This is a genomic window from Paenibacillus chondroitinus NBRC 15376 (genome assembly GCF_004000765.1).
In the GTDB taxonomy this organism is placed as follows: Bacteria; Bacillota; Bacilli; order Paenibacillales; family NBRC-103111; genus Paenibacillus_E; species Paenibacillus_E chondroitinus.
In genome coordinates this window covers 1-26,181 of record NZ_BILW01000056.1, presented here as the reverse complement: position 1 = coordinate 26,181, position 26,181 = coordinate 1, and the positions used below count along the sequence as shown (strand labels likewise).

At 49.5% G+C, this 26,181-nt stretch carries 29 protein-coding genes; 22 read left to right on the top strand and 7 right to left on the bottom strand.

Annotated elements, in window-relative coordinates; all coding sequences use genetic code 11:
- The first annotated feature begins 190 nt into the window (after window positions 1-190).
- Entirely contained in the window at window positions 191-1,708 is a 1,518-nt protein-coding gene (locus PCH02S_RS32130; RefSeq protein ID WP_127458184.1) for a malate:quinone oxidoreductase, read from the top strand.
- Between the two features lie 552 nt (window positions 1,709-2,260).
- Here PCH02S_RS32130 and PCH02S_RS32125 read toward each other — a convergent pair.
- Window positions 2,261-3,331 carry a branched-chain amino acid aminotransferase gene (locus PCH02S_RS32125; RefSeq protein WP_127458183.1) on the bottom strand — a complete coding sequence of 357 codons (1,071 nt, stop codon included), beginning with the start codon at window positions 3,329-3,331 and terminating at the stop codon, window positions 2,261-2,263.
- Window positions 3,332-3,458: 127 nt separating this feature from the next.
- Here PCH02S_RS32125 and PCH02S_RS32120 point away from each other — a divergent pair, with 127 nt between their 5' ends.
- The gene (locus tag PCH02S_RS32120; RefSeq protein ID WP_127458182.1) at window positions 3,459-4,355 is read left to right on the top strand and encodes a LysR family transcriptional regulator; all 897 of its coding nucleotides are present in this window, start codon (window positions 3,459-3,461) and stop codon (window positions 4,353-4,355) included.
- Window positions 4,356-4,389: 34 nt separating this feature from the next.
- Window positions 4,390-5,394 (top strand): TRM11 family SAM-dependent methyltransferase, encoded by a 1,005-nt coding sequence (locus tag PCH02S_RS32115; RefSeq protein ID WP_246069347.1) that lies wholly within the window; start codon window positions 4,390-4,392, stop codon window positions 5,392-5,394.
- On the opposite strand, the gene PCH02S_RS32110 is transcribed toward PCH02S_RS32115, so the two are convergent.
- Window positions 5,391-5,999, bottom strand: coding sequence for a DUF3298 and DUF4163 domain-containing protein (locus tag PCH02S_RS32110; RefSeq protein WP_127458180.1), 609 nt, complete (start codon window positions 5,997-5,999; stop codon window positions 5,391-5,393). The two genes, PCH02S_RS32115 and PCH02S_RS32110, sit on opposite strands and share 4 nt — an antisense overlap.
- Window positions 6,000-6,168: 169 nt before the next feature.
- A complete protein-coding gene (locus tag PCH02S_RS36010) occupies window positions 6,169-6,327 on the bottom strand; it encodes a hypothetical protein (RefSeq protein WP_164819822.1) in 159 nt (52 codons plus the stop codon).
- Between the two features lie 197 nt (window positions 6,328-6,524).
- Between PCH02S_RS36010 and PCH02S_RS32105 the strand changes: the two genes are divergently transcribed.
- Window positions 6,525-7,094: a pyridoxamine 5'-phosphate oxidase family protein gene (locus PCH02S_RS32105; RefSeq protein WP_127458179.1), complete on the top strand. Its 570-nt coding sequence runs from the start codon at window positions 6,525-6,527 to the stop codon at window positions 7,092-7,094.
- Between the two features lie 11 nt (window positions 7,095-7,105).
- On the opposite strand, the gene PCH02S_RS32100 is transcribed toward PCH02S_RS32105, so the two are convergent.
- Window positions 7,106-7,498: an acyl-CoA thioesterase gene (locus PCH02S_RS32100; protein ID WP_127458178.1), complete on the bottom strand. Its 393-nt coding sequence runs from the start codon at window positions 7,496-7,498 to the stop codon at window positions 7,106-7,108.
- A 207-nt stretch (window positions 7,499-7,705) separates the two neighbouring features.
- On the opposite strand from PCH02S_RS32100, the gene fumC reads away from it, so the two are divergent.
- Both fumC and PCH02S_RS32090 read left to right on the top strand, forming a co-directional pair.
- Window positions 7,706-9,088: a class II fumarate hydratase gene (gene fumC / locus PCH02S_RS32095; RefSeq protein WP_268597631.1), complete on the top strand. Its 1,383-nt coding sequence runs from the start codon at window positions 7,706-7,708 to the stop codon at window positions 9,086-9,088.
- A gap of 22 nt (window positions 9,089-9,110) precedes the next feature.
- Complete coding sequence (locus PCH02S_RS32090) at window positions 9,111-9,515, top strand: class B sortase (protein WP_127458176.1); 405 nt, start codon at window positions 9,111-9,113, stop codon at window positions 9,513-9,515.
- A gap of 53 nt (window positions 9,516-9,568) precedes the next feature.
- On the opposite strand, the gene PCH02S_RS32085 is transcribed toward PCH02S_RS32090, so the two are convergent.
- Window positions 9,569-9,982 (bottom strand): hypothetical protein, encoded by a 414-nt coding sequence (locus PCH02S_RS32085; protein WP_127458175.1) that lies wholly within the window; start codon window positions 9,980-9,982, stop codon window positions 9,569-9,571.
- A 37-nt stretch (window positions 9,983-10,019) separates the two neighbouring features.
- Complete coding sequence (locus PCH02S_RS32080; protein WP_127458174.1) at window positions 10,020-10,436, bottom strand: YtxH domain-containing protein; 417 nt, start codon at window positions 10,434-10,436, stop codon at window positions 10,020-10,022.
- A 225-nt stretch (window positions 10,437-10,661) separates the two neighbouring features.
- On the opposite strand from PCH02S_RS32080, the gene PCH02S_RS32075 reads away from it, so the two are divergent.
- The 6 genes from PCH02S_RS32075 (at window position 10,662) to rsbW (PCH02S_RS32050) (ending at window position 17,030) form a co-directional block, all read left to right on the top strand.
- Window positions 10,662-11,801 carry a SpoIIE family protein phosphatase gene (locus PCH02S_RS32075; RefSeq protein ID WP_127458173.1) on the top strand — a complete coding sequence of 380 codons (1,140 nt, stop codon included), beginning with the start codon at window positions 10,662-10,664 and terminating at the stop codon, window positions 11,799-11,801.
- Window positions 11,802-11,939: 138 nt separating this feature from the next.
- A complete protein-coding gene (glgB, locus tag PCH02S_RS32070) occupies window positions 11,940-13,841 on the top strand; it encodes a 1,4-alpha-glucan branching protein GlgB (RefSeq protein WP_127458172.1) in 1,902 nt (633 codons plus the stop codon).
- A gap of 1 nt (window position 13,842) precedes the next feature.
- Complete coding sequence (locus PCH02S_RS32065; RefSeq protein WP_276563006.1) at window positions 13,843-15,030, top strand: glucose-1-phosphate adenylyltransferase; 1,188 nt, start codon at window positions 13,843-13,845, stop codon at window positions 15,028-15,030.
- Window positions 15,031-15,050: 20 nt separating this feature from the next.
- A complete protein-coding gene (glgD, locus tag PCH02S_RS32060) occupies window positions 15,051-16,145 on the top strand; it encodes a glucose-1-phosphate adenylyltransferase subunit GlgD (RefSeq protein ID WP_127458171.1) in 1,095 nt (364 codons plus the stop codon).
- Window positions 16,146-16,284: 139 nt separating this feature from the next.
- Window positions 16,285-16,617, top strand: coding sequence for an STAS domain-containing protein (locus tag PCH02S_RS32055; protein ID WP_127458170.1), 333 nt, complete (start codon window positions 16,285-16,287; stop codon window positions 16,615-16,617).
- Window positions 16,614-17,030, top strand: a complete 417-nt coding sequence (rsbW, locus tag PCH02S_RS32050; RefSeq protein WP_127458169.1) for an anti-sigma B factor RsbW — start codon at window positions 16,614-16,616, stop codon at window positions 17,028-17,030. The genes PCH02S_RS32055 and rsbW (PCH02S_RS32050) overlap by 4 nt, the downstream gene beginning before the upstream one ends.
- A gap of 255 nt (window positions 17,031-17,285) precedes the next feature.
- Here the strand turns inward: rsbW (PCH02S_RS32050) and PCH02S_RS32045 are convergent, their stop codons facing one another.
- Entirely contained in the window at window positions 17,286-17,744 is a 459-nt protein-coding gene (locus tag PCH02S_RS32045) for a Dps family protein (protein WP_127458168.1), read from the bottom strand.
- 185 nt (window positions 17,745-17,929) lie between these two features.
- Here PCH02S_RS32045 and PCH02S_RS32040 point away from each other — a divergent pair, with 185 nt between their 5' ends.
- The 10 genes from PCH02S_RS32040 to PCH02S_RS31995 all read left to right on the top strand — a co-directional run bounded on the left by PCH02S_RS32040 (window position 17,930) and on the right by PCH02S_RS31995 (window position 26,011).
- Window positions 17,930-18,385, top strand: coding sequence for a DUF948 domain-containing protein (locus PCH02S_RS32040; RefSeq protein ID WP_127458167.1), 456 nt, complete (start codon window positions 17,930-17,932; stop codon window positions 18,383-18,385).
- A gap of 15 nt (window positions 18,386-18,400) precedes the next feature.
- Window positions 18,401-18,769: an STAS domain-containing protein gene (locus PCH02S_RS32035; protein ID WP_127458166.1), complete on the top strand. Its 369-nt coding sequence runs from the start codon at window positions 18,401-18,403 to the stop codon at window positions 18,767-18,769.
- Entirely contained in the window at window positions 18,766-19,224 is a 459-nt protein-coding gene (rsbW, locus tag PCH02S_RS32030) for an anti-sigma B factor RsbW (protein WP_127458165.1), read from the top strand. The genes PCH02S_RS32035 and rsbW (PCH02S_RS32030) overlap by 4 nt, the downstream gene beginning before the upstream one ends.
- The gene (locus tag PCH02S_RS32025) at window positions 19,221-19,988 is read left to right on the top strand and encodes a sigma-70 family RNA polymerase sigma factor (protein ID WP_127458164.1); all 768 of its coding nucleotides are present in this window, start codon (window positions 19,221-19,223) and stop codon (window positions 19,986-19,988) included. Before rsbW (PCH02S_RS32030) ends, PCH02S_RS32025 begins: the two co-directional genes overlap by 4 nt.
- Window positions 19,989-20,001: 13 nt before the next feature.
- A complete protein-coding gene (locus tag PCH02S_RS32020) occupies window positions 20,002-20,817 on the top strand; it encodes a PPK2 family polyphosphate kinase (RefSeq protein WP_127458163.1) in 816 nt (271 codons plus the stop codon).
- Between the two features lie 93 nt (window positions 20,818-20,910).
- The gene (locus tag PCH02S_RS32015; RefSeq protein ID WP_127458162.1) at window positions 20,911-23,703 is read left to right on the top strand and encodes a CHASE3 domain-containing protein; all 2,793 of its coding nucleotides are present in this window, start codon (window positions 20,911-20,913) and stop codon (window positions 23,701-23,703) included.
- Window positions 23,700-24,566, top strand: coding sequence for a CheR family methyltransferase (locus PCH02S_RS32010; protein ID WP_246069345.1), 867 nt, complete (start codon window positions 23,700-23,702; stop codon window positions 24,564-24,566). The genes PCH02S_RS32015 and PCH02S_RS32010 overlap by 4 nt, the downstream gene beginning before the upstream one ends.
- Window positions 24,567-24,776: 210 nt before the next feature.
- Window positions 24,777-25,310, top strand: coding sequence for a DUF1003 domain-containing protein (locus PCH02S_RS32005; protein ID WP_127458161.1), 534 nt, complete (start codon window positions 24,777-24,779; stop codon window positions 25,308-25,310).
- An 80-nt stretch (window positions 25,311-25,390) separates the two neighbouring features.
- Window positions 25,391-25,555, top strand: coding sequence for a DUF1328 domain-containing protein (locus PCH02S_RS32000; protein ID WP_127458160.1), 165 nt, complete (start codon window positions 25,391-25,393; stop codon window positions 25,553-25,555).
- Between the two features lie 75 nt (window positions 25,556-25,630).
- The gene (locus PCH02S_RS31995; protein ID WP_127458159.1) at window positions 25,631-26,011 is read left to right on the top strand and encodes a general stress protein; all 381 of its coding nucleotides are present in this window, start codon (window positions 25,631-25,633) and stop codon (window positions 26,009-26,011) included.
- Window positions 26,012-26,181 lie beyond the last annotated feature (170 nt).

Here is a 26,181-nt window from a genome sequence, read left to right as displayed (position 1 = left end):
AGGCTTCTTCGCCTTACTTCTTGTCGTACAGCTTATAACTATCATATAATAGTTAAATAAATATTTTATAAATAGGGTTAGTTTTGATCCAGAAAAGATGTGTGACTAGCTTGCTCCCTGGCTTGCTGTAGCGTCTTACCAAGAACGCCTACATCCTTTCTGCAAATCTTAGGGTATAAGGACGGTTAAAATGAGCAACAGACAAATGAAAACAGATGTTATCTTAATTGGTGCCGGAATCATGAGTGCGACCTTGGGGTCACTGTTGAAAGAGTTAGTGCCGGAATGGAAAATTACAGTAATTGAGAAGCTCGCAAGCGCTGGCGAGGAAAGCTCTAACGAGTGGAATAATGCAGGAACGGGACATTCTTCATTGTGCGAGCTTAACTACACCGTCGAAAAATCGGACGGATCCATAGATATCAGCAAAGCTATCAAAACGAATGAAGAGTTTCAAGTTTCCAAACAATTCTGGTCTTATCTGGTCAATAGCAAGCTGATCCGCAATCCGCAAGACTTTATCTCACCGCTGCCTCATATGAGTCTAGTACAAGGGGCGCAAAATGTGGCATTTTTGAAAAAACGTTTTGAAGCACTGACGAACAATCCATTGTTTCAAGGGATGGAATACTCGGATGATCCGGCTAAATTAGCGGAATGGATTCCACTTATTATGAAAGATCGGGAATTGAATGAACCTATCGCAGCAACAAGAATTGAATCAGGCACTGATGTCAACTTTGGCGCGTTAACGCGTAACTTGTTTGCTCACCTAAAGGATCAAAACGCCGATATCTTGTACAAACATAGCGTAGATGATATCAAACGTGCGAGCGACGGCTCGTGGGAGCTTAAAGTACGGAATCTCGATAGCGGCAGCGTCGATCACCACTCGGCCAAATTCGTCTTTATCGGCGCAGGCGGAGGAAGTCTCCATTTGCTGCAAAAATCCGGTATTCCGGAAGGAAGAGGGATCGGCGGATTCCCGGTAAGCGGCATTTTCATGGTGTGTCAGAAACCGGAAATCGTCGAGCAGCATTTTGCAAAAGTATACGGCAAAGCGCCGGTTGGTGCTCCTCCGATGTCGGTTCCGCATTTGGATACGCGATTTATCGATAAGAAAAAATCATTGTTCTTTGGACCGTTTGCCGGCTTCTCACCGAAGTTTCTAAAAACCGGCTCCATGTTTGACTTAATCACTTCTGTCAAAACGGATAATCTTGTCACGATGCTCGCGGCAGGCAGCAAAAACATGTCATTGACCAAATACCTGATCAAGGAAGTTATGTTATCCAAAGAGCAGCGTATGGAAGCTTTGCGTGAGTTTGTCCCTAACGCCAAAAGCGAGGACTGGGAGCTGGTGGTCGCTGGCCAACGCGTGCAGGTTATCAAAGATACAGCTGCCGGCAAAGGAACGCTTCAATTCGGTACGGAGCTTGTTAGCGCCGCTGATGGTTCTATAGCAGCTTTGCTTGGTGCTTCTCCGGGGGCATCGACAGCCGTTTCCGTTATGCTTGACTTAATCAAAAAATGCTTCCCGCAGCAAGTAAAGGCATGGGAACCTAAAATCAAGGAAATGATTCCTTCATTTGGCGTTTCCTTATTGAAAAACCCTGAGCTTATCAAACAAATTGATTCTTCAACAGCACGGGCGCTTGGTTTAGTTGAAAACTTGCCGTTAACGGTAGCAAGCCGCACCGTATCATAAATAACCGGTGATGTACGGATTTAAGAGTTAAGCGATAGCTTAACTCTTATTTTATTTGCAGGGGGTCGGAGGGAATGGAGGAATCGGCGTTAATACAAGTAATCTACCTACTCCTGTGCTCAGTCCCAGGTTGACGCTCCATATAGGGAGGAAACAGCTGAGAAATTTTAGCAGAATAATCGCTAAGTTAATAAATTTGTTGGCTGTTGAGGTGGAAGTGGGGGATGTGGTGAATAGTGAGATTGGGTGGTGCAGAATGGGGAGAGTAGCTACTTGTAAGGTCTCTAAGAGGGAACTAGAGGCCGCTATTTCTTGGAGAGCTCACGGTTTTCACAGGCAAAGGGAACTACGTTCCTCTATTTCGCCGAATCCACTTGGAAACCCCGCCATGGAGGGAGATTAAGACCCTGTAGTTCCAATCCGAGGAGGAAGGAGCTCATTTCCTTCTGAATAGGGGACTTCAGTTCCCTTAAATGAAGGCTAAGCCCTAAGCAAAAAGAACCTTTCCAACCACCTAAGTGGAAGGAAAGGTTCTTCATATACCGGATGCGATTAGCAAGTTACCATCCAATCGTGTTTATCCGCGATGCGGCCGTATTGGATGCCAGTAATCGTGTCGTAGAGCTTGTGGACGAGCTCACCGATCTGGCCATTGTTAATGACCATCGGAGTGCCCTGCCACAGCAGGCTGCCGATAGGCGAAACAACGGCGGCTGTTCCTGTGCCGAAGGCTTCTTCCAGCGTGCCATTTTCATATGCTTGCACGATTTCGTCGATCGAGATTTTGCGCTCGATGACAGGGATGCCCCAATCGTTCAGCAAGTGGATTATGCTTTTGCGGGTGATACCCTCCAAGATCGAGCCGCTGAGGCTTGGCGTCACAACTTCCCCGCCAATTTTGAAAAAGACGTTCATGCTGCCGACTTCCTCCAAGCTTTTCTTGTCGATAGCGTCCAGCCACAGTACCTGCGCGCAGTCATGCTCTTTAGCAAGCACTTGCGCTTTCAAGCTTGCTGCGTAGTTCCCGGCAGCTTTGGCACCGCCAGTACCGCCTTGAACGGCTCTGGCGTAGTGGCTTTCTACGAGGATTTTGACAGGCTGAAGCCCTTCCTCATAGTAAGCGCCTACCGGCGACATAATGACAACGAAGGAGTAGCGCGAAGATGGGCGCACGCCTAGACCGGCTTCAGTGGCAATCACGAAGGGACGAATATAGAGAGACGCACCTTGTTTGCTTGGTACCCAGTCAGCATCGACACGCACGAGCTCCTGAATAGCGTTTACGATGAAGTCCTCATCGATTGGGGGCATATTAAGCCGTTCGCTGGAACGGTTGAGCCTTTTGGCATTTTGGTCGGGACGGAAAATTTGAATGTCTCCGCTTTCGGTGCGAAATGCTTTTAACCCTTCAAAAACAGCTTGCCCATAATGAAAAATCATCGCGGCAGGGTCATAAGAGAGCGGGGCATAAGGAACGATTCGCGGATCGTGCCAACCTTGTCCTTCGACGTAGTCCAGCACAAACATATGGTCTGTAAAGATACGCCCAAAGCCTAGATCATCCTGGACACCTGGTTTTGTTTTGAGGTGCGGATTGCGTTCAAATCGAATTTGTCCATACATGGCAAGTAACCACCTTTCGTTTACGATCTTAATCGTTATTCTATACTATAGAAAAATAACAATCATTGATCAATTGGCAAATATCAATTACGATCATAGTTAATCGCTATGAACGGGGGCTTAGAGGATGGATTATCGGTTATTGGCCTATTTTTTGGCCGTTTGCGAAGAATTGCATTTCACAAAAGCCGCAGAGAAGCTGGGCATCAGCCAGCCTACATTAAGCCAGCAAATTCGTATTCTGGAACAGCGGATCGGATCGCCTCTTTTTCAGCGCATCGGCAAAAAGGTTTATGTGACGGAGGCGGGAGAGATTCTGCTTAAGCACAGCCGCAATATTTTTCATGAGTTGGAGCAAGCGCAGGCTGCTTTCAACGAGATTCAAGGCATGCAGCGGGGGCGGCTGCGAATTGGCTGCTCGGGCAATCATCTGCTGACGGCTACGATTATGGCTTTTCATGCCGAGTATCCGAAAATAGAGCTGTCAGTAGCTGAACTGGCCACCGAAGAGACGATAGAAGGGCTGTTGAACAATCAGCTGGATTTAGGCGTTGTTTTTTTGCCGGATGAGGATGAGCAGTTGGTTAGGATTCCCTTGTATAAGGAAAAATTGCTGCTAGTTGTCTCCAAAGATCACCCACTGTCTGACGCCGAAGCGATCCGGCTGGAGGATCTTGTGCAGCTGCCAGTCGCCATGCTGCCTAAGAAGTTTTATGTCCGGCATATGATAGAAGCATGCTGCGAGCAGTCAGATTTGCTATGTAAGCCGGTGTTGGAGCTGTCCACGTTGGAGTCTTTGCTGCAAATGGCTAAAAATCATGTGTGCGGCGCGGTTTTGCCCGGCTCCTATGTGGAAGGCATTCAGAGCAGCGAGATCCGCTGCATTCCGATTATGGATCCTGTGCCGCAAAAGGATGTCGGCATCGTATACCGCAAGGACATGTTCCTGTGCCAGACGACCAAAACCTTCATGAAGCAAGTCACACAGCAATTCCTAAGCGAAAGCAAAGATGTTACTTCATAACATAGATTCATATTTAAATGAGGGATACCGATCAATGGAACATATCTATATTTACGCCTGCCATGAAGATGAGCAGGCGCTCTGTCAGTTAGAGCTGCGCACCTTACTGGGCGCAGAAACCGTGCTCGGCGCGGGCTACGCCGTCAGCCCGCGCAGGGTGGAACCAAGCCGCAGCCCATTCCTGAAGCTGCGGCTGGATGTTCGCTACGAGGCCGGCAGCCTGCCGGAACTGGCCTCGCAGGTCGAGACGTTGACCGTAAGCGGGTCAACGTTTAAGGTTGTGTTCGCGGAGACGGACACGCCGGTCAGCTATGACCGGCGGCGGGACGTCGAACGCGAACTAGGCCGGCATCTCCGCGGCAAAGCCGAGATGCGGAAGCCGGAGCAGTGGTTTGCCGTGACGCAGCTGGGGGACCGCTGGTTGTTCGGCGACTGCTCCCACGGCGAAGCCGTTTGGCTTCTGCATCAACAGAAGCCGCAGAACTACTCCACGGCCCTAAGTACGCGCGTAGCGCGGGCGGTGGTGAACATCGCCGTGCCCGTCACCGAGGGCACGCGGGTCATTGACCCGTGCTGCGGCATCGGCACGGTGCTGGTCGAAGCGATGTCGATGGGCATCGACATCGTCGGCAACGACATGAACCCGCTGGCGGTGCGCGGCGCGCGGGTGAATCTGGCCCACTTCGGCATGCCGAACGTGGTCACGCTTGGAGACATGCGGTCGCTGGGCCTGCCAGCGGCCTCCCATGTCTCTGCTGTCCCAGCGGCTGCCCCCGCCGCAGCCGCTACACCAGCTGCTGGCAACGCAGAGAACCGCTATGACGCGCTCATCCTCGACATGCCATACAACCTATGCTCGAAGCTGCCGGAGGACGAGCAGCTGCAGATGCTGCAGTCAGCTCGCCGCTTGGCGCAGCGTGCGGTCATTATAACGACGGAGCAGATTGATCCGCTGATTGAACAGGCTGGTTTTCACATTGCAGACCGCTGCGCAGTCAACAAAGGAAAATTTAGCCGACAAATTATCGTCTGCGGTTAACTAAACATTTTCCCCAGCGGACCCTCTTCGGCAATGATGTCTTGAAGGGCGTACACAGAAATAGGGAAATAAAGAAAACCGTACACATATGCGGCCAGTTCGTAAACTTGAAAATAGATGACGAGTGCTTTATCCGCAATATAAAAATCCTGATCCGGCCGAATCGCTTTAAAGTCAACCAGCAGGGGAATATCCCGCAGCTTAATTTCAGATTTAATCATTTCGCTGAGCTTGCCGACATAATCGCTGCCCGGTTTAAACAAATCTTTTAACGCATACGCCTGACCGGTTTCTGTATTGAAAGTTAAAGCGTTTTGAATAGTAAGGCCATGAGCGCCGCCGGAAAACGCATAATTCCATAAAGTTAGGCTGAGCACCCCTCGCTGATTGTTTTTCAGTTCGTAGTAGGCGGTAACGTCTGTCTTCGGATTTTGGGGGTAGCCTTGCTCGTGAAGCTGCTTGTTAACGGCATTAACAATCGCAATGTTCATGGTGCGTTCCGCTGTGTAAGGCGTGTGATGAATAACGGCGGGGTAAAGCAGCTTTAATTTATCGTGGAGCATCTGGTAGGTTTGTATACTTAAAGGGTGATCTAATCCGTCCATGCTTAACATCCATCCCTAACGTTTTTGCTACAATTTATTCGGTGGATGGGCGTTTGGTTCATGAGGCGGAGGAAGAGAAACCAGTCTTGCTGAATGTAAAAAGAGCTCTCCCCAGGTCCAGATTGACCTGTTGGGAAAGCTCTTTTTGTGTTTGTCCCTAAGGGAAACACTACTCTTCAGAGGACGTATCCTCATTGGCATCGGCTGTTGAGCTTTGCAGCATGGAGCTTAGCTCTTCCACCTGCTGCTGTGCTTGGCTGTCTTCCGCATTGGCTTGAGCTGCGTTGATGGCGTGGCTTACCACATCGTTTTGATTGTTCGTTGACATGAACACTCACCTCCTCATTTTTCAACCAACTAAGTATGCCTCCAGGGCTCCTGAATTATACAAATAATTTCCATCTTTTTTGAATATCATTTGGCGAGTAACCATAGGCAATAACTATAAAGCATGCCGAAGAAATATATTTCACAAATAGAATGAGGAGGAGCATAATAGAAGAAAATGGAAAGGTGGAGAGCGCAATGGGGAAATCATTTGAAGCCATACTGCCGGAACATGAGGCGTTTATTGCCAAGCAGCACATCTTTTTCGTAGGATCGGCCCCGCTGTCAGGGGATGGGCATGTGAATTTATCACCGAAGGGCCATGACGTTCTGCGCATTATCAATGCGAATGAAGTGGCTTATTTGGACTTAACGGGGAGCGGGAACGAAACAAGCGCGCATCTCGAAGAGAATGGAAGGATAACGGTTATGTTTACGGCATTCGAGGGACCGCCGATGATTCTGCGCTTATACGGGCAGGGGCGCGTCATTCTGCCGGATACCCAGGAGTGGGAGGCGTTAGCCCCCATGTTCACTATGCTGCCTGGAGCCCGGCAAATTATCGCTGTCAAAGTCCATGAAGTCAAGACTTCCTGCGGCTTCAGCGTTCCTTTTTACAATTATGAGGGGGAGCGGAATACGCTGCAGAAATGGGCTGCAAATAAAGGCGAAGAAGGTCTGTTGGCTTATTGGCAGGAGAAAAATATGGTCAGCATGGACGGCATGCCGACACCACTGGGGGAAAAGTTATCCACAGGTAACCTTTAACTATCTCTTTTTCAGCTAAAATGTTTCCGCAGCGCTTCGGGGGCTTCCACGCTTTTGCGTGTCGTGCTATCCATCGTCACGCTGGTTACCAGAGCATCCGCGCATAGTTCTCCGCGCTCGTTATAAATTTCTTGCTTCAGCACGTAGCTGGAGCGTCCCATTTTATCCGGGCGGCAGGTAATGGTGAGGTGTTCGCCTTGCTTGCATTCTTTTTTGTAATTAATGTTGATGTTCACCGTTACGGTTTGGATGCCCATCGAGCCAAAGGTCTCGTAGGACAGTTGGGAAAGCTCGTACCATTCCTCACGGCCCCACTCCAGATACTCCAAATATTTGGCGTTGTTGACGTGGCCGTTCACATCGATTTCCGTCGAGCGGACGATGATAGCAAGTCTCGATTCCATACGTGAGAGCTCCTTTGCGTACCCCTGTACAGGGCACATGTTTTGTTAGTTATCCTTGATTATAGCTTGATTGCAATGGGAAAAACCAGTTTATGGCTCATAGCGTTCCATCATTTGGGCAAACTATGCTTCATGTGTTTGACGCTAGCCATTGGCTGGTTAACAGAAGGTATTGGCGGTCAGCGCCTACATAGGAGGATGATTGGTTTGGAGCAGCAATTCCGGATTGAACGAGATACGATGGGGGAAATCAGAGTACCTGTGGATAAGTTGTGGGGCGCTCAGACGCAGCGCAGCTTTGAGAATTTCAAGATTGGGACCGAGCGGATGCCGGAGCGGTTAATTGCTGCTTTTGCTTTATTGAAAAAAGCGGCCGCTATTGTCAACCGTGAGCTTGGCGGGTTAACGCCGGGCAAAGCAGACGCCATCGCGCAGGCGGCGGACGAAATCGTGCAGGGCCGCTGGAGCGGGGAGTTCCCGCTCGTTGTCTGGCAGACCGGCAGCGGGACGCAGTCGAATATGAACGTCAACGAGGTGATTGCGCATCGCGGCAGCGAATTGCTCGGGGATGGAGCACGCATCCATCCCAATGACGACGTGAATCGTTCGCAAAGCTCGAACGATACGTTCCCTACCGCGATGCACGTGGCCGGCGTTCTCGCGGTGGAGCAAGAGCTGCTGCCTGCGCTAGAGCTATTGCAGGCGACGCTGCACAGCAAGATGGAGGCCTATGCCTCCATCGTCAAAATCGGCCGCACCCACCTGCAGGACGCCACCCCGCTGACGCTGGGGCAGGAGATTAGCGGCTGGTGGGCGATGTTGGAGCAGAGCGCGCGCATGGTGCGCAGCAGCGTGGATACGATGCGCGAGCTGGCCATTGGCGGCACCGCGGTGGGCACCGGGCTGAACGCGCATCCGGAATTCGGCGCGCGCGTTGCCGAGCAGCTCTCCAGCGAGACGGGCACGAGCTTCGTCTCGGCGGCGAACAAGTTTCATGCGCTGACCAGCCATGATCAGATCGTGTACGCTCACGGCGCGCTGAAGGCGCTCGCGGCGAACTTGATGAAGATAGCCAACGACGTGCGGTGGCTATCGAGCGGTCCCCGCTGCGGGATCGGCGAAATCACGATCCCGGAGAACGAGCCCGGCTCTTCAATTATGCCGGGCAAGGTGAACCCGACCCAGAGCGAAGCGATGACGATGGTCGTGTGCCAGGTCATGGGCAACGATGCGGCCATCGGCTTCGCCGCCAGCCAGGGCAACTTCGAGCTGAACGTGTTCAAGCCCGTTATCATCCATAACTTCCTGCAGTCCGTCCGGCTGCTGGCCGATAGCATGCGCTCGTTCAACGATAACTGCCTCGTGGGGATGGAGCCGAATCGCGAGGTGATTCAGCGCAATCTCGAACAGTCGCTCATGCTGGTTACGGCGCTCAACCCGTATATCGGGTATGAGAAAGCGGCCAGCATTGCGAAGCAAGCCCACAAGGAAGGGCTGACGTTGAAAGAGTCAGCCGTGCGCAGCGGCTACTTGACGGCGGAGCAGTTCGATACTTACGTGCGACCGGAAGAGATGGTGCAGCCGAAATAAAAAAGGTTGAGCAGCGCTTCGTGTGCTGCTCAACCTTTTTTTACAATTTACGAATAGGCATAATGTTGACGTAGTTATCTTCGAGTCTTACCTTGGCTTCGATCTGGTAAATATCTTTAAGAAATTCGGCCGTTATGACTTCCTTGGGATTGCCTGTTTGCGGCTTAGCTTAAATCATTCCTATCGGGTAGACATTTTTGCAGTGTACTATACGACGACTGAATTCAACTATATTCAAACCGATTTTGGCGATACCGATGAATATGCATCATTTTTGCATACAATTCAGAACCGCTCGATTTATGAGACTAATGAAGCGTTAACCGCAAGTGACTCCATTCTTACGCTCTCTACCTGCGACTACACGCTTGATGCCAAAGAGGGAAGATTAGTCATACACGGGAAGCTCACTCCATTGACGGAATGAAGTGTGGACGCAAAAAAAGGTTGAACAGGAGGTTTCTCCTGTCCAACCTTTTTTTATTGAATCGGATCCGGGATCAAATTTTTCTCGATCAGCTCGCTGTTGGTCTTCATGTGCTTCATTTCATTGCCGAGTTTCTTGATCTCGTCCAAATCCTGAGCCATGGAGCTGTTGTTGGCTTCCTCCAAGGTTTTACCGGAGGGGCCGTTGCACAGCCGTTCTATTTCGATCAGCTTGTCCAGCGCGGCCCGGCGGACCTCCAACGGAACGAATCTATTCTCCGGGAAGCCTGCCTCATGGAAGTGCACGGTCGTATTCCCATGCTCGGAGGTGAACGTCGTTAATGTAAGCGGATAGGAGGCAGCTGTAGCCTCACTATAGATATTATATTGATAAACGGCTTTCTCCGTATAATCCACACGTTCTAAACCTTGATCGGTTAGCTGTCGATGCAGCATGTTTTTATCCATTTCAAACCACTCCTTTCAAAAATGTTGGCTTACTCTTTTAGTGCCGATTATTCGAGTACTCCGGTTTAGCCGACTGCAAAGGCTCGGCAATCTCCTGAACCTTGGCACTAGCTTTCTCGCCAATGTCTCTTGCTTTTTCACTAGCCTTTTCACCAAACGCTTGCACTTTATCACTCGCCATTTCGGCTAAGTCCTGCGTTTTATCGCTCAGCTTTTCCGCCATCTCTTCCGTTTTATCACCGGTTTTGGCGGCCATTTCCTTTGTTTTTTGTCCCAGGGCTGCGGCGAATTGGTTTGTTTTATCGGATAGGTTTCGATATGTCGTTGTGAGGTTGTCTCGCAGTTCTGCACCCTTTTTCGGGGCTAATAACAATGAGGCTACAGCGCCTATCGCACCACCGATTACCAGGCCTAACAATAGTCCGCTTCTGTTTGTTTCGACAGTTTCACTCATGAGTCATCTCTCCTTCAATTGGGGTATAGTGGGTCATGCCTTATACTAGGTTGTAACCCTATTCCATTGTTTTGAAACAGGCGGGGCATTTTTTGCGCATAGCTGTCCGTTGACAATGATTAAAATTTTCGCAGGCGGGTAGTACATAGAGAAGCTCTTTGTTTTTGAACTATGGTAAACTAGATGAGGGTTCCAGTTAACTTTTACCCGAAAGGGGTTATGGCGATGAGCATTGTTATTGTGGACGATAACGCAACAAATTTACTAATTATTGAAAAAATATTGCTTAAAGCGGGATACACGGATCTCCAAATGGTGTCCTCGGCGAAAGAGCTGTATCAGTTATTAGACATGCATTCCCCCAGTCCGGCGGAGGTGCCGGTAGATCTGATCTTAATGGATATGATGATGCCGGAGATCGATGGCGTAGAGGCCTGCCGCACGATTCAAGCGAATGAGAGGCTGCGGGATATCCCGATTATTTTCGTGACGGCGATGGGGGATTCGAATAAGCTCGCTGAGGCTTTGGATGCAGGGGCGCTTGATTATGTGATGAAGCCGATTAATAAGGTGGAGCTGCTCGCCCGAATCCGTGCGACGCTCCGTTTGAAATATGAGAAGGATTGGCACAAAGAGCGGGATAAGCGGATTAAATATGAGCTGGATTTGGCGAAACAGGTACAGCGCAGCGTGCTCAGCAACCCCATAGAGGAGGAAAATATCCGAATCTCTGCGGTCTATAAGCCATCGTCGGAATTGGCGGGGGACTTCTACGCGTGGTATCCGATCGGACCGAATCGGTATGGTGTTATATTACTGGATATGATGGGGCACGGTATTTCGTCTTCCCTGGTGTGTATGTATATTTACTCGGCTTTGAAGGATACCATCACGCATATTTGCGATCCGGAGGGTGTGATGCGCGAGCTGAATGGCAGGATGAATCAGCTGCATCAATCGGACAGCTTGATTAATTATTATTTTACGGCGATCTACTTGGTACTGGATACGGAGAAACAAACGATTGAGTATGTGAATGCAGGGCACCCGGCAGGCATTGCGGAGTTGGATGGCGAGGTGAAGCTGCTGACGGAAGGCTGCTGCGCCATTGGTTTTTTTGAGGAAATTGAAGTCACCAAAGGCGTAATTCGTTATGAGCAAGAGGCGCGTATTGTCTTATTTACAGACGGTCTATCGGAATGGCTGGATGATGAGGAACAGGACGGTATCGCGAAAATAAGGCAAGGCCTGCAGTCTTCTGGCAGCACACATGATCCAGAAGAGCTGGTGGAGCAGATCTATCCGCATGACAAAAGCGAGGCTCCACAGGACGATATGTGCCTGGTCATGATTAGCGTTTCGTAATTGGCACTTATTAATAACAAATGGATACATGCACGAGTTTGCCCCAAAAATTGGGCGACTTGTGCATTTTTTGTTTCAATAGGCGCTAACAGGGGTAATACATGGCATGAAGTTAATCGATGGCGGGGAGGAAAATGGATGACAACGATGACATCGTCACTGGGTTCAGACGCTCTATATTTATTGCATGAGGGTACGCAGTACCAAAGTTACCGGTTTCTGGGTTCTCACTTAGAGGAAAGGGATGCTGTGAAGGGCGTCCAGTTTGCCGTGTGGGCACCAAATGCAAAGCAAGTGAACGTATCGGGCAGCTTCAACGGTTGGGATGGCCGGAATCATGGCATGACGGTGTCAGACGGCGTATGGACGCTTTTTATCCCCGGATTGAAGGAAGGCACTTTATACAAATATGAAATCATCACATCAGATGATGACTGCTATTTAAAGTCAGATCCTTACGCGTTTTCTTCTGAGCTTAGACCCGGAACCGCTTCCATCGTGACATCCTTGGAAGGTTATGATTGGCAGGATGAAGCTTGGCTTGCCGGGAAGACATCGCACCAATTTCTACAGCAGCCGCTTCTTGTTTATGAAGTGCATCTAGGCAGCTGGAAACGCAAGGAGGACGGCAGCTTCTACAGCTATGGGGAATTGGCCGACGAGTTAGTCGATTATGTCGTGGCCCATGGCTTTACGCACATCGAGCTTATGCCGCTTATGGAGCATCCGCTGGATAAATCCTGGGGCTATCAGATTACAGGTTATTACTCGGTGACGAGCCGTTTCGGAACGCCGCAGGAGTTCATGTATTTGGTGGATCGCTGCCATCAGAAGGGGATTGGCGTCATAATGGATTGGGTGCCGGCGCATTTCTGCAAGGACGCTCATGGATTAGCCCGATTCGACGGAAAGCCGCTGTACGAATATGCCGACAGCCGTAAAGGCGAGCATCCGACGTGGGGGACTTACATTTTTGATTACGGGAAACCCGAAGTGCATAGCTTTTTAATCTCCAATGCTTTGTTCTGGATGGATGTTTATCATATTGACGGCTTGCGTGTCGATGCGGTGTACAGCATGTTGACGCTAAATTTCGACAGGACGGAAGACGACTGCATCACGAATGACGAGGGTGGCGACGAAAATTTGGAAGGCATCGCTTTTCTCCAAAAGCTGAATGCCGTCATCTTCGCCAGATACCCGAACGCCTTGATGATGGCGGAGGATTCCAGTTCATACCCGGGCGTAACCAAGCAGGTTGAACAGGGCGGACTGGGTTTTAATTATAAATGGAATTTAGGCTTTACGTGGAATACACTCGACTATATGAAAAAGAATCAAGAGGAACGCAGCGGGTTGGAACCGCAGTTGACGAAATCGCTGCAACAGGCATGGGATGAGAATTACATTCTCCCTTATGCGCATGACGAGATGGCTAATCAAGATAAGTCTCTCCTGGGTAAAATGTCGGGAAGCGACAGTTGGCAGCGGTTTGCCAATCTGCGTGTGCTGTACGCCTATCTGATCGGGCATCCCGGCAAAAAGCTCCTGTTCATGGGCAGCGAATTCGGCCAGGAGCAGGATTGGGACTCGGAAGCGGCACTCACGTGGGACGTGCTGCAGGATCGTGAACATCAACAGTTTCAACATTATGTGAAGTCGTTGAATCATTTCTATATCTCGGAGAAGGCTCTGTGGGAGCGGGATTATGCGCCAGATGGGTTTGAAGGGATTGATTTTGAGGATACGGCTGACGGGCTGGTGTTATTTGGAAGGAAAGGCGAGGGGAATGAAGATCTCCTCATGGTTTGCAATTTCAAACCCGAAACACACGAAGGTTACCGTATCGGAGTGAAAGAGCTTGGGCAATACGAAGAAGTATTTAATAGTGATCTCCCAGAATTCGGCGGATCGGGTGTGATGAATGAGCCTGCACAGACTGCGGAAGAGTGGTCGTGTCAGAATCAACCTTACAGTATTCAGGTAACGATACCGCCACTGGCGGCTGTCATTTTCAAAAAAAACCAAAAGGAAGGATGAGATGATGATGAAAAAGCAGGAATGTGTAGCAATGCTGTTGGCAGGCGGAGAGGGCAGCCGGCTTCGTCCGTTAACGAGGTATATGGCGAAACCGGCGGTTCATTTTGGAGCGAAGTATCGGATGATTGACTTTGCCTTGAGCAATTGCCGCAATTCAGGAATTGGTACGATTGGCGTGCTGACGCAGTATAAACCGGCCGTTTTGCATGCGCACATTGGAACCGGGGATGTTTGGCAGGTGGAAGGCGGCAGCGGCATTTCGCTTCTGGAACGGCAGGCCGGAGCACCTAATGCATATAAGGGAACTGCAGATGCCGTTTATCAGAACCTGGCTTATCTGCAGGAGCATAACCCGAGTTATGTGCTGATCCTCTCCGGCGATCATATTTATAACATGGATTATCGGACGATGCTGGAACATCATCAGGCAACCGGCGCGGATGCGACGATTTCGGTTATGCCGGTGAAATGGGAGGAAACCAGCCGGTTCGGGATTGTCAGCACAGATGAGCAGCATCGGATTACCGCTTTTGCGGAAAAGCCGTTCAGACCGACTAGCAACTTGGCCTCTATGGGGATCTACATATTTAATTGGGAGTTCCTGAAGTCCTGTCTGGAGCAGGATGCGGATCATCCGGCTTCGAGCCATGATTTTGGCCATGACATTATTCCCGGACTGTTGGCTGCGGGGGCGCATGTATCGGCCTATCCGTTCGAAGGATACTGGAAGGATGTCGGCACGATTGAAAGCCTATGGGAATCTCACATGGATTTGCTTGGTTATAATCCGAGGCTGCAGATGGATCAGGAGGCATGGCCTGTGCTGACAGCCAAACGGAACTTCTCCAGAAGCCAAGTGGCGCTTGACGCACGGGTTAATAACGCCGAAATCGGGGATGGCGTCTCTGTTTACGGGAATGTTAGCCACTCGGTTCTATTCGACGGTGTGACGGTCGGCAAGCATAGCCGGGTGCTGAACAGCGTCATTATGCCCGGCGTTCAGATCGGGGAACACGCCCTTATCCTTAACGCCATTATCGGGGAAGGATCGATTATCAAAGACGGCGCTATTGTAGGTAAGCCAGGGAAACCGGGCGTTACCGTCGTCGGCGAGAAATCCGTGATTGGACGTCACTATCCAGCCTCTATACCTGCTCCATTGACCGGTACGCGGCTGAATTTCGTGTAAGCCCTAAGGAGGAATGCGGTATGGAAAATGTTCTTGGTATCATTAATCTCATCAATGAACAAAACGATTTGTCCACACTTACCCGTGACCGGTGCGTGGGGGCGGTGCCTTTTGCCGGCCGGTACCGGTTAGCGGATTTTGCGCTTTCCAATATGAGCAATGCCGGCATTCAAGAGGTGGTGGTGCTGGCGGCTCCGAAGGCGGAGTCGCTGCTCCGGCATATCGGAAACGGTCGGCACTATGGGTTAGAGGCGCTGCACACCCTAGCCGCCCAGCATGACGATGAGCTTCAGTTGGATTACCCTCTGGATTACTTAAAATCCAGAGCGGAGAAGTATGTTTTGCTTGCACCCAGCCGCATTATTTATCATTCCCATTATGATCAAATGATGGATTACCATGACAGTAGTGGAGCGGATATTACGGTACTCTTCAAACATTTGACGGAGATGGACCGCCATGCGCATATTGGACATGCTTACAGCTTAAATATAAATGATCAAGGCCGGGTTGTTGGCGCCGCTCCCACCTACCATGCGCTGCCAAGTCTGTCTCCGCAAAATATTGATCTGGATACGATGGTTCTGGAGCGCAAGCTGCTGATTGATCTCATTGAGATGAGCCTGAAGCCCGGAAAAGCCACGGATCTGAAACAGGCGGTATGGGAGCAGCTGGACCACCTTCATGTACAAGGTTATGCCAATCATGGCTACATGGCGATTATGGATTCCGTCGACAGTTACTATGCGCACAGCATGCAGCTGCTGCAGCCGCATGGATGGAGGCAGTTCATGGAGCACCAAGAGTCTGTGTATACGCGAAAAGAGGACGAGACTGCGATCGCATGTCATCAGCAAGCTTTGATCCGCAATGCGTTCGTTGCGCCCGGCTGCCGAATAGAAGGCTTTGTGGAGAACAGCATCTTGTTCCCCGGGGTTGCCGTTCATGCGGGGGCGCACGTCAAAAATAGCGTGATCATGCAGGATTGCATGATCCAGGCAGGCGCCTATTTGGACCGGGTTATTTTGGACAAACAGGTCATGGTGGAGCAGGGAGCGGTCATTTGCGGCGAGTATGCCCATCCATTTGTAGCGGAGAAGAGCGGAGTGTTGTAAGCGGAGGCTGGCCGGATTGGCCGGCTTCGTTGCATGTCCGGAAAGGCCCGGCAGATCAGGCTTTTGGCTGTAAACCTTGTGTAAAGGCTAGGCACTTGTTACACTTGAAAGAGCAAATCACATAGAAGGAGTGTGGCTCATGTCCGTAGAAAAGTTCCAAGTTGATCAAGAAGAATTGGAAACATCTATACTGCTTCATATCCGCGGTGAACTCGATTTGGCAGCAGCTTTAACGTTCCGCCATGCGCTCGAAGCGGTTGTTCATAGAACCGATAAGGCGTTAATTCTAGACGTAGGTAAGTTAACATATATCGATAGCACGGGGATCGGTATTGTCGTCTCTGCTTTGAAAATACGCGATGAGCTGAAGGTGCCGTTCGCCGTTCGCCATATTCCATCCAGTATTAAAAGGCTGTTTGACCTTACAGGCATTTCCGGATTTCTTAATGAAGGGATCGAAGGAACCGCATGAACGTCGTTCGTCTGAACATACCCGCAGCAGCGGAGTACCTGGACCTCGTGAGGCTTAGTCTCTACGGGGTTGCCTCTAAGCTGGGGTTTTCCTATGAGGATATCGAGGATATGAAAGTAGCGGTTTCGGAAGCCTGCAACAATGCGGTGCTTCATGGGGAGACGTCGGCCATGCTGGGGCAAATCCAAATCAGCTTTGAGCTTGGTGAAGGCAAGCTGATTGTGAAAGTGAAAGATGACGGTCCTGGCTTTGATTACCAGAGTCAGCAAGACCAGTCGGAATCTCCGGATGGCCGGACACTTGGCGAACTGCAGTCTGGAGGCCTTGGCATGTATCTCATGCAAGCGCTGATGGATGAGGTGACCGTGAACACCGAACAAGGGACGGAAGTCACGCTCGTTAAATATGTATAAAAAAGGGCTATCTCTAAGGTCAGGCATGACCTATGGAGATAGCCCTTTGTGGTTAAGGGAACTACGATCCTCTATTCTCACGAAAATCGATGCTTCGATCGGGGAGTGGGAACTACGGTCCTCTATTTTAGCCCTGCAAGCTCACATTTGAGCTTTTTGGAGCGAATAGCGCCCTGTAGTTCCGTCTGGACCCGAAAGCAGGCGATTTGGCTCGAATAAGGGCCTACAGTTCCCCTTCGATCAGCCCCCAGCCGCTTAGCGGCCGAGGAAAGATTCCAGCATCCAGCTGTGCTTCTCAAGCGAGGCGCGAATCCCGATCAGCATGTCAGCCGTCGGCTGATCCTTGCTTTCTTCGGCAAGCGCGATCCCCTCGGTCATCTCCGAGCAGAGGAGGGTGAAATCGCTTGCCAATTGCTTCACCATCTCCGCTGCGGAAGCGCCCTTGCTTGCTTCTTTAATAGAAGCAAGCTCCAGATGCTCCTGCAGGGTAGCCGTTGGCACGGCGCGCAGCGAAAGCATTCGCTCGGCGATAACGTCCAGATGCAGCGCGGCCTCCGTGTACAACTCTTCGAATTTTAGATGCAGCGTGAAGAAATTTTCACCTTTTACATACCAGTGATAGTTATGCAGTTTCATATATAGAATTGAGAAGTTCGCTACTTGCTTGTCCAACGTTTCGGTAATGGCATTTTCCTTCAATGCGGTTTTCACCATGTGAAATTCCTCCATTCAATTTATAGGATTGTTTCATTGTTTCTATCTTGTCTTTACCCGGGAGGTTCTCTTTTGAAACATGGCATAGAAACATCTGGAAATTCGTGAAAGGCTGTTTCACTTCCTGATAAGGCGGGTAACGATAAGTAATCAAGCAATTAATCAAGCGAACAGGGGTGATTGACATGTTAGTTGAACTTAGCGCAGTCCTTGCTGCCATAGCTTTCGTATTCCTTGTCTTCTATTTGATTCAAACCTTGAAATCACTGAAGCTGTCCTTGGATCAGATCACTCTGACCATGGGGCAAATGAAGGACGAGGTCACGCAGATATCTTCCGAAGTACAGGACGTTATTCTCAATACCAATGAGATGGCTATAGATGTTCGTGCGAAGTTGGCAAAGTTGAATCATCTGTTCAGCTCCGTGAACGACGTCGGTCAAGTCGTCCACGAACTTACCTCTTCTATGAAACAATCAGCTACAGGCTTCATCGACGCGGTGAAACAAACGCGGTTGCCGAAAGATACGCCGTCATTAAGCGGCAGATGGCAAACGATTTTGCAAGGAGCGGCAGTTTCGATTGAGATGTGGAAGAAGTTTAAATCCAAAAAGACGCCTCATATGGGCAGCATGAAATAGGAAGGAGCTATCTTTGTGAACATACGCAAATTTACGGTTTATAAGCAATCGAATGGGGAAGAAAATATTATATACTTAAGCGGGGAACTTGATTTGGCAGCGGCCTCCGAGCTTGCAGCCGTCCTGGATTCTGTCGTTTCCCAAGGCGATCAGCAATTAACTTTGGACACGAAAGAGCTGCGCTATATTGACAGTACGGGCATAGGCTTAATTGTCTCGGTGCTTAAAGTAAGAGCTTCGATGGGCGCATCCTTCCGTATTCAGCATATTCCCGCGAGAATTCAGCGTTTATTTGAAATCACTGGCGTTGCTCGCTACTTGGTGGACGGAGAACTGCAAATTCATAATCATGGTAGTGCAGAAAGGAAAGAAGAAATCATATGAACCCATACATCGGCCTTACAATCCCGGCACAGGCGGAATACCTGGATATTGTCCGACTAACCTTATACGGTGTAGCCTCGAAAGCGGGCTTCTCATTTGAAGATATTGAAGATATGAAGGTAGCTGTAGCAGAAGCTTGCAATAATGCCATTCTGCATGCTTATGAGCAGGGGCAGCCTGGTACTATTGAGATTCAGTACGAGCAGCAGGACGGATTTTTGCAAATTAGCGTTAAGGATGAAGGGAACAGCTTTCATTATATACAAGCCGAATCCGATACGGTTGCTCTGCATCATAAATCCATTAGTGAAGCGGCGGTGGGGGGGTTAGGATTATTCCTCATGCAGGCTTTAATGGACGATGTGCAGGTGCTGACGGAAAGCGGCAAAGGCACTCAGGTTGTTTTGAAGAAGCAGCTAACAGGGCAGATGAATAGAAAAGAGGAAATGGTATGAATGTGAATGCATCATCCAACAAGCCTCTCTATGACATGTATGTGAAAATGAAAATTTATAGAGAAACGGCTTGCCAAGAGACGGCTACGGCACTGCTGCTGCACTATGAACCTATCGTTCGTATGGCAGTCGGCAAGATGTCACGGAGCCGTCCTGATCTATATGAAGATCTGTATCAGGTCGGGCAGATGTCTTTGCTGCGGCTGTTCACCCAGTACGATAGTACATTGGATACTCCTTTTGAAGCCTATGCGATGAAAAGCTTGATTGGTCACTTGAAGAACTATTTGCGTGATAAATCATGGTACATACAGGTTCCGCGACGAATTAAGGAGAAGGGAGCCCTCGTTCAGAGAGCCCTGGATGAGCTCACCGTCAAGCTCGAACGGTCGCCGAATATTGATGAAATGGCGGCTTATTTGGAGCTTAGCGCGGAAGAGACCATCGAAATATTGGCTGGCCGAGACTATTATCATTACACTTCGCTGGATACGCCGCTGAACAGTGAAGGGGATAGTGCGACGATAGGCGATATGATTGCCGGGTCAACCGACGAATATCAATCCCTGGAGAGACGAATGGACTTGGAAGAAGCGATGACCTGCTTGAAAGAGGAAGAGAGGAAAGTCATTCATCTTATTTATCAGGAAGGGCTCTCACAGCGTCAAATTGCGGATCAGCTAGGGATATCCCAGATGAGTGTTTCCCGCATTCAGAAGCGGGCAATACTGAAATTAAAGGGTGCTCTTACACCTAATCCTTAGAGGAGGCCGGCCTATGTCAGTCAAGCATTTTAAATTGGAACCTGGAAAAAAATTTCGTCTGGCCACTATCGACCCCAATGATACTGGAGCCATCCGTGACAGGGAAGAGGTAGACGCTGCGGTGGAGCGCTTGAAAGAGCAGCTGGAAGCTCTGCAAAATAAGCTGTACGCCGAGAAGAAGCAATCCGTTCTCTTTGTTATACAGGGGATGGATTGCAGCGGGAAAGACGGCGTCGTTAAACATGCCCTTGGCGGCTTGCATCCGCAGGGGTTCAGGGTAAACAGTTTTCGTGCGCCAACGGAAGAGGAAGCGGCTCATGATTTCTTATGGCGCGCCCATCAGATTGCACCGGCCAAAGGGATGATCGGAGCCTTCATTCGTTCGTATTACGAAGATGTGCTCATCACGAGAGTCCATCATTGGATTGACGGGGCGGAAGTGAAGAGCAGATTCAAGCATATTAACCGCTTCGAGAAATTGTTGGAGAGCGGCGGCGTGAAAATCGTGAAGATTTTCCTCCACATCTCGAAAGATTTCCAACTCGCGAAGCTGCGAAATCGGCTGACAGATCCTACGAAGCATTGGAAATTTGATAAAAGTGATCTGGTAGAGCGGGAGTCATGGGCTCAATACGAGGAAGCCTACGAATCGGTATTTAAGCATTGCAGCTCTGAAACGGCGCCTTGGTACATTGTGCCGGCCAATCACCGCTGGTATCGGGATTGGGCTGTGCTGCAAATTGCCGTAGCAGCGCTAGAGAGTATGAATCTAGCATTTCCGGAATCAGATCCGGAGCTGGCGGAAATACTAGAAAAACTACAGGAATAGGCGTAGTTTTTCTCTCTATCTCCGCAACTATGGTATAGTTAGAATAGTAGAATGTTAACTAACGTTCTCTATGAACTGTACTAGGAGGCTGCTATGGGCAAATTTTTTCGTGCGAATATACGTGCAAAAATTATAATGGGATATGTATTTATTATCATATGCTTAGGAATTGCTCTTCTCATTGTGAGCAGCCGTGTCAGTGCGCTGCAGAAGGAAGTGGATTTTGTCTCCAGTCATGATTTGGAAGCGCATGATCTTATCAACGCCATACAGAAAAACATGGTTGATATGGAAACCGGCATGCGAGGCTACATCATTACTGGAGACGCTCAATACTTGGATCCCTACGATACAGCCAACAAAACATGGCTCGATAATTATAATAAGCTTCTGCAGTTAGTCAGTTCTACCCCCGCCCAGAAGGAGAGTTTGGAGCGTATTAAGCCGACGATCCAAAGTTGGATCCGCACGGCTGGTGATAATGTGATTCTGATGAAGAAAGAAAACAAACAGGCGGCAATTGACGATTATTTCAGGCAAAATTCAGGAAAAAAACTGATGGATCAACTGCGTACCCAATTGGATTCTTTTCTTGCGGCAGAAAAGCAGCTGACGGCGGCTAGAGCTGAGCAGCTTGCGGAAAGTAATAAAAATCTTAAAATTGTGCTTTTTACTCTTCTGGGCATCATTTCTATTTTTGCAATCATTGTAGCATTGGTTTTATCTAATTCTATTACGAATACAATCAGGCAAGTTACGAGAACGATTCGTTATATTACATCTTCCGAAGGAAATCTGACGTCAAGAATTGAACTGACGAGCCATGATGAGATAAGGGACTTGGCAGAGGCAACCAATGAGATGTTGGGAGATTTGGAGAAGCAAAACTGGATTCAAACGAATATCGCCGAAGTCGCCACTTTGTATCAGGGGATTAATGATATTGGTTGTTTGGGTGGGACTTTTATCAGCAAATTGGCGCAAATGCTGGATAGCGTCTATGGGGTTGTCTACCTTCGTGAAAACGTCGGGGAAGAAACTCGCTATGTGAAAATAGCAGGGTATGCGGCATCCGGGAAAGATCCCGCTGCGGCTGTTTTTCGGTTGGGAGAAGGTCTGGTTGGCCAATGTGCGGTGGATCAGCGTATTTTCCTCATCGATAACCTGCCGGATAATCATGTGAAACTTACGTCTGGTTTAGGTGCTTCAGTCCCTCGTACCTTGCTGGTAGCGCCAATTCTTGTGGATGGCCACACAGAGGCTGTCATCGAGCTAGCGTCTCTGCATCCGTTCCAGGCTCAGCATTTGACCTTGGTTGACTCGCTGCAAGAGAAGTTTGGGTCGGCCATCACGAATGTGCGCAGCCGCATGGAAGTAGAGCGATTGCTATCCGAGTCTCAAATATTGACGGAAGAGCTTCAAGCGCAATCCGAGGAGCTGCAGGCGCAGTCGGAAGAACTGCAAATGCAGCAGGAACAGCTGCGCATGACCAACGAATTTTTAGAAGAGCAGAATCATTTCTCTGAGCAAAAGGCGTTGGAATTAAAGAAGGCCAAAGACGAGCTGGAAGATTATTCGTTAAAGCTGGAGACGAGCTCCCAGTACAAATCTGATTTTCTTGCCAATATGTCGCATGAGCTGCGCACACCGCTGAACAGCATCATGATTTTGTCCCAGATGCTGGCGGAAAATAACGGCGATTTGCAAATGTCGGAGATTGTGGAGTATTCGCGTGTGGTGAATGCCGCAGGGAAGGATCTGCTGGCGCTGATCGACGATATCCTGGATTTATCCAAAGTCGAGGCGGGCAAAATAGACATCATGACGGAAGATTTCAATGTGACCGAACTGCCGCAATTGATGAAACTGATGTTTGCTCCGGTCGCGGAGAAAAAAGGGCTCGACTTTGACATCGTCTTGGAACCGGATGTGCCGAATGTCATTCAGACGGACGGCCAGCGCCTACAGCAAATATTGAAGAATCTGCTTTCCAACGCGTTTAAATTTACCGAAAAAGGTTCTGTCATGATGAAAATAGCGCTTGCCGACCCGGCTCGTGTGAAGGAACTCCTGCACAGAGATCCGGCAGAAAAAGTGCTTGCCATCTCGATTGCAGATACCGGTATCGGGATTCCTATCGACAAGCAGCAGGTCATTTTCGAAGCGTTCCGTCAGGTGGATGGCACAACCAACCGGCAATTCGGCGGAACAGGGCTTGGTTTATCCATCTGCCGCGAGTTTACGCGTCTGCTCGGGGGCTCCATTGTTGTGAAAAGCGAGGTGCACAAAGGCAGCACATTTACGCTCTACGTGCCTAACGCAATTGAAACGCAGCAGGATCATGAGACGCCTGGCAATGACTCTCATGGAGGGGAAATTGCTGCTGCCGTGGAAGAGCGAACGATTATTTCTACGCAAGCTGTTGATCCGTCTGCCGTTTCATCGGTCGAAACAGTGATATCGGACGCGGAAGTCATTCATTCGGATGCACAGTTGTTCCAAGGCAAAAGAGTGCTGCTCGTGGACGATGATGCGCGCAATGTTTTCGCGCTCGTTACTGCGATGGAGACGAAGGGAGTCACCGTGGATGTAGCGGATCACGGGAAAGATGCCTTGGAGATGTTAGGCGCAGGCGCCGAGTACGATCTCATTTTGATGGACATCATGATGCCGGTCATGGACGGTTATGAGGCCATGCAGGCGATTCGAGGAGAACTGCATATGCATGAACTGCCGATCATCGCCCTTACGGCCAAAGCGATGAAAAGTGAGAAAGAGAAATGCTTGGAAGCCGGAGCTTCCGACTATATTACGAAGCCGCTAAATATGGATCAGCTATTTTCGCTTATGCGTGTATGGCTAACGAAGCAGGTGAAAAAACATTGAATCGTAAGCCTGTGGAGGAGCCCGTCGACTTGGAGAACCCGCCTTATGAGGATGAACGGCAAAACATTGAAATTAATCTCCTCCTAGAAGGCCTGTATCAAATGTACGGGTTTGATTTCCGCCACTATGTCCGTTCTTCCTTACGGAGGCGGGTTCTGAATCGCATGAAAGCAGAGAAGCTGCCGAACGTCACCGCACTATTGGAGAAGGTTCTTCATGAACCTGGCTTCGTGGATCGCTTGCTCAATGACATGTCGATCCGCGTCACCGAGATGTTCAGGGATCCCAGCTTTTTCCGTGCTTTTCGCAATCTGGTCGTGCCTGAGCTCAGGAAGTACCCCGAGATTCGCATCTGGCATGCCGGCTGCGCGACGGGGGAGGAAGTGTACTCCATGGCGATCCTGATGCAGGAGGAGGGCTTGGCGGAGAGAACGAAGATCTACGCAACGGATATGAATGAGAAAGCGATTGATGCCGCGCAAAAAGGGGCTTTCCCGCTTAAGCAGATGCAATATTTTACCAAAAATTATTTGGATTCCGGCGGGACCAAAGCTTTCTCCGAATATTACACAACGGATCATCAGTACGCCTATTTCCAGCCGGTCATGAAGGATAACTTGATGTTTGCGCAGCACAATTTGGCCACGGACGGCTCCTTTAACGAATTTCATGTGATCTTGTGCCGTAATGTCTTGATCTACTTTGATCATAAGCTGCAGACCCAGGTACACAGCTTGTTTCACGGCAGCTTAGTCGGCGGAGGATACCTTGGGTTAGGCAAAAAGGAGTCCATCCTTTTCGTGCCGGAAGGCGTGCATTACGAGGAGTACGTTCCGCAGGAACGAATATATCGTAAGAGATAAAACCACTTGAGACGATGAGCGTATCGTTGTCTCAGGTGGTTTTTTGTTGTTAGCTGCGGGGGAGGGGATTGCATCGTTAACGAACAGAAGAAACCAGATTCCAGGAGAATAGTGGTCTGTAGTTCCCAAATAATGCACTCCCCCCCTTGTTTCGCCCGCAGCGGCAGCGGTTAACAATGTGTATAAATCACCAGAAAGAAGGAGATTACAATGAGCACAGTAGATGAGCAGCAGTCTCCGAATGAGCGCATACCTGACAAGCTGATTCAAGAGTTGGAGCGCGATACGCATGCCAAGCTTAATATCGAGCAGCTGACGCGGATTACTGCAATGGTCAGAGAGTATCAAGGGAATATCAAGTCGCATTTGACGCAGCAGCAGGCCAAAAAATCGTCCTGGGCGGACCGCATTGCCGACCGCATCGCGGTATTCGGCGGAAGCTGGATGTTTATCGTGCTGTTCGCTCTTTTTCTGATGAGCTGGATGCTGCTCAATCTGACGCGTTTTGCCTACGATAAGCCGCCGTTCATTTTGCTGAATTTGATACTATCGTGCATATCGGCTTTTCAAGCGCCGGTTATCCTCATGAGCCAGAATCGTCAGGCAAATCGAGATAAGCAGGAGGCTATCCTGGATTTTGCCATTAACTATCGGGCTGAACAAGAGAACATGGAGATGAAGGAACTGCTCGAACGGATGGATCAGAGGCTGGAGAGAATGGAGCGGGAGATTTTCCACCGATAAATGTTTCATTTTAGGGACAAGCGGTTAATAGATATCATAGCCAAGCAACACAAATTACTGATGAAAAGAGGGTGTTTCCTATGTTAGGCTGGGCTGTCATGTTCTTAATCATTGCTCTCGTAGCTGGTGTATTCGGATTTTTTGGAATTGTTTCAGCGGCAGTAGGAATTGCCAAAGTCCTGTTCTTCGTATTCCTGATCATGTTTGTCGTATCGCTGATTTTCGGCAGACGCCGAGGCATCTAGCCCGCAACTAGCTACATGAACCCGCAGTAACAATCGCTTTACCCTATAAAATCAATCGAAAGAGGAGGAATTACCATGAGTACTTACACAAGAGTGAGTGTGACAACCAATCTTCAAGAAGCGCAGGAGAAAGTACAGCAATTGTACAGGGAAGGCTTTTCGAGGGAACACATTTATGTGCTGACGCACAGTGCTGAAGGTACCGATTTCGTCGCGAATTATACGGGTGCAGAGCAAATTACCGTGCAGGAAGAGGGCATGCTAACGGCTATTGCAAATCTTTTCCGTTCCCGCGGCGATGAGCTTAGGGCGAAGATGAAGGCTCTCGGCGTGCCTGATGTAGAGGCCAGTCGTTTGGAAGGCGAGCTGGATCGGGGGAAAATCCTTGTCCTGGCGAAGCCTTCCAGCGAGTACCAAGCCTATGATGAAGCAGATTTCCAACGTACGATTTTATAAAAATGGACAAGAGAGACTCCTTCGCGGGTCTCTTTTTTCCGTAGATAAGAAAAAAGACGGGTGTGCAGCAAAGTTGAAGGGCTACGTTGCATTAAAAATAATGTAATGGTGTGGTCAGACCGCGATTACGGTCTTTCGTTGCACATCATACAACCATTTGTTGCAAAGGG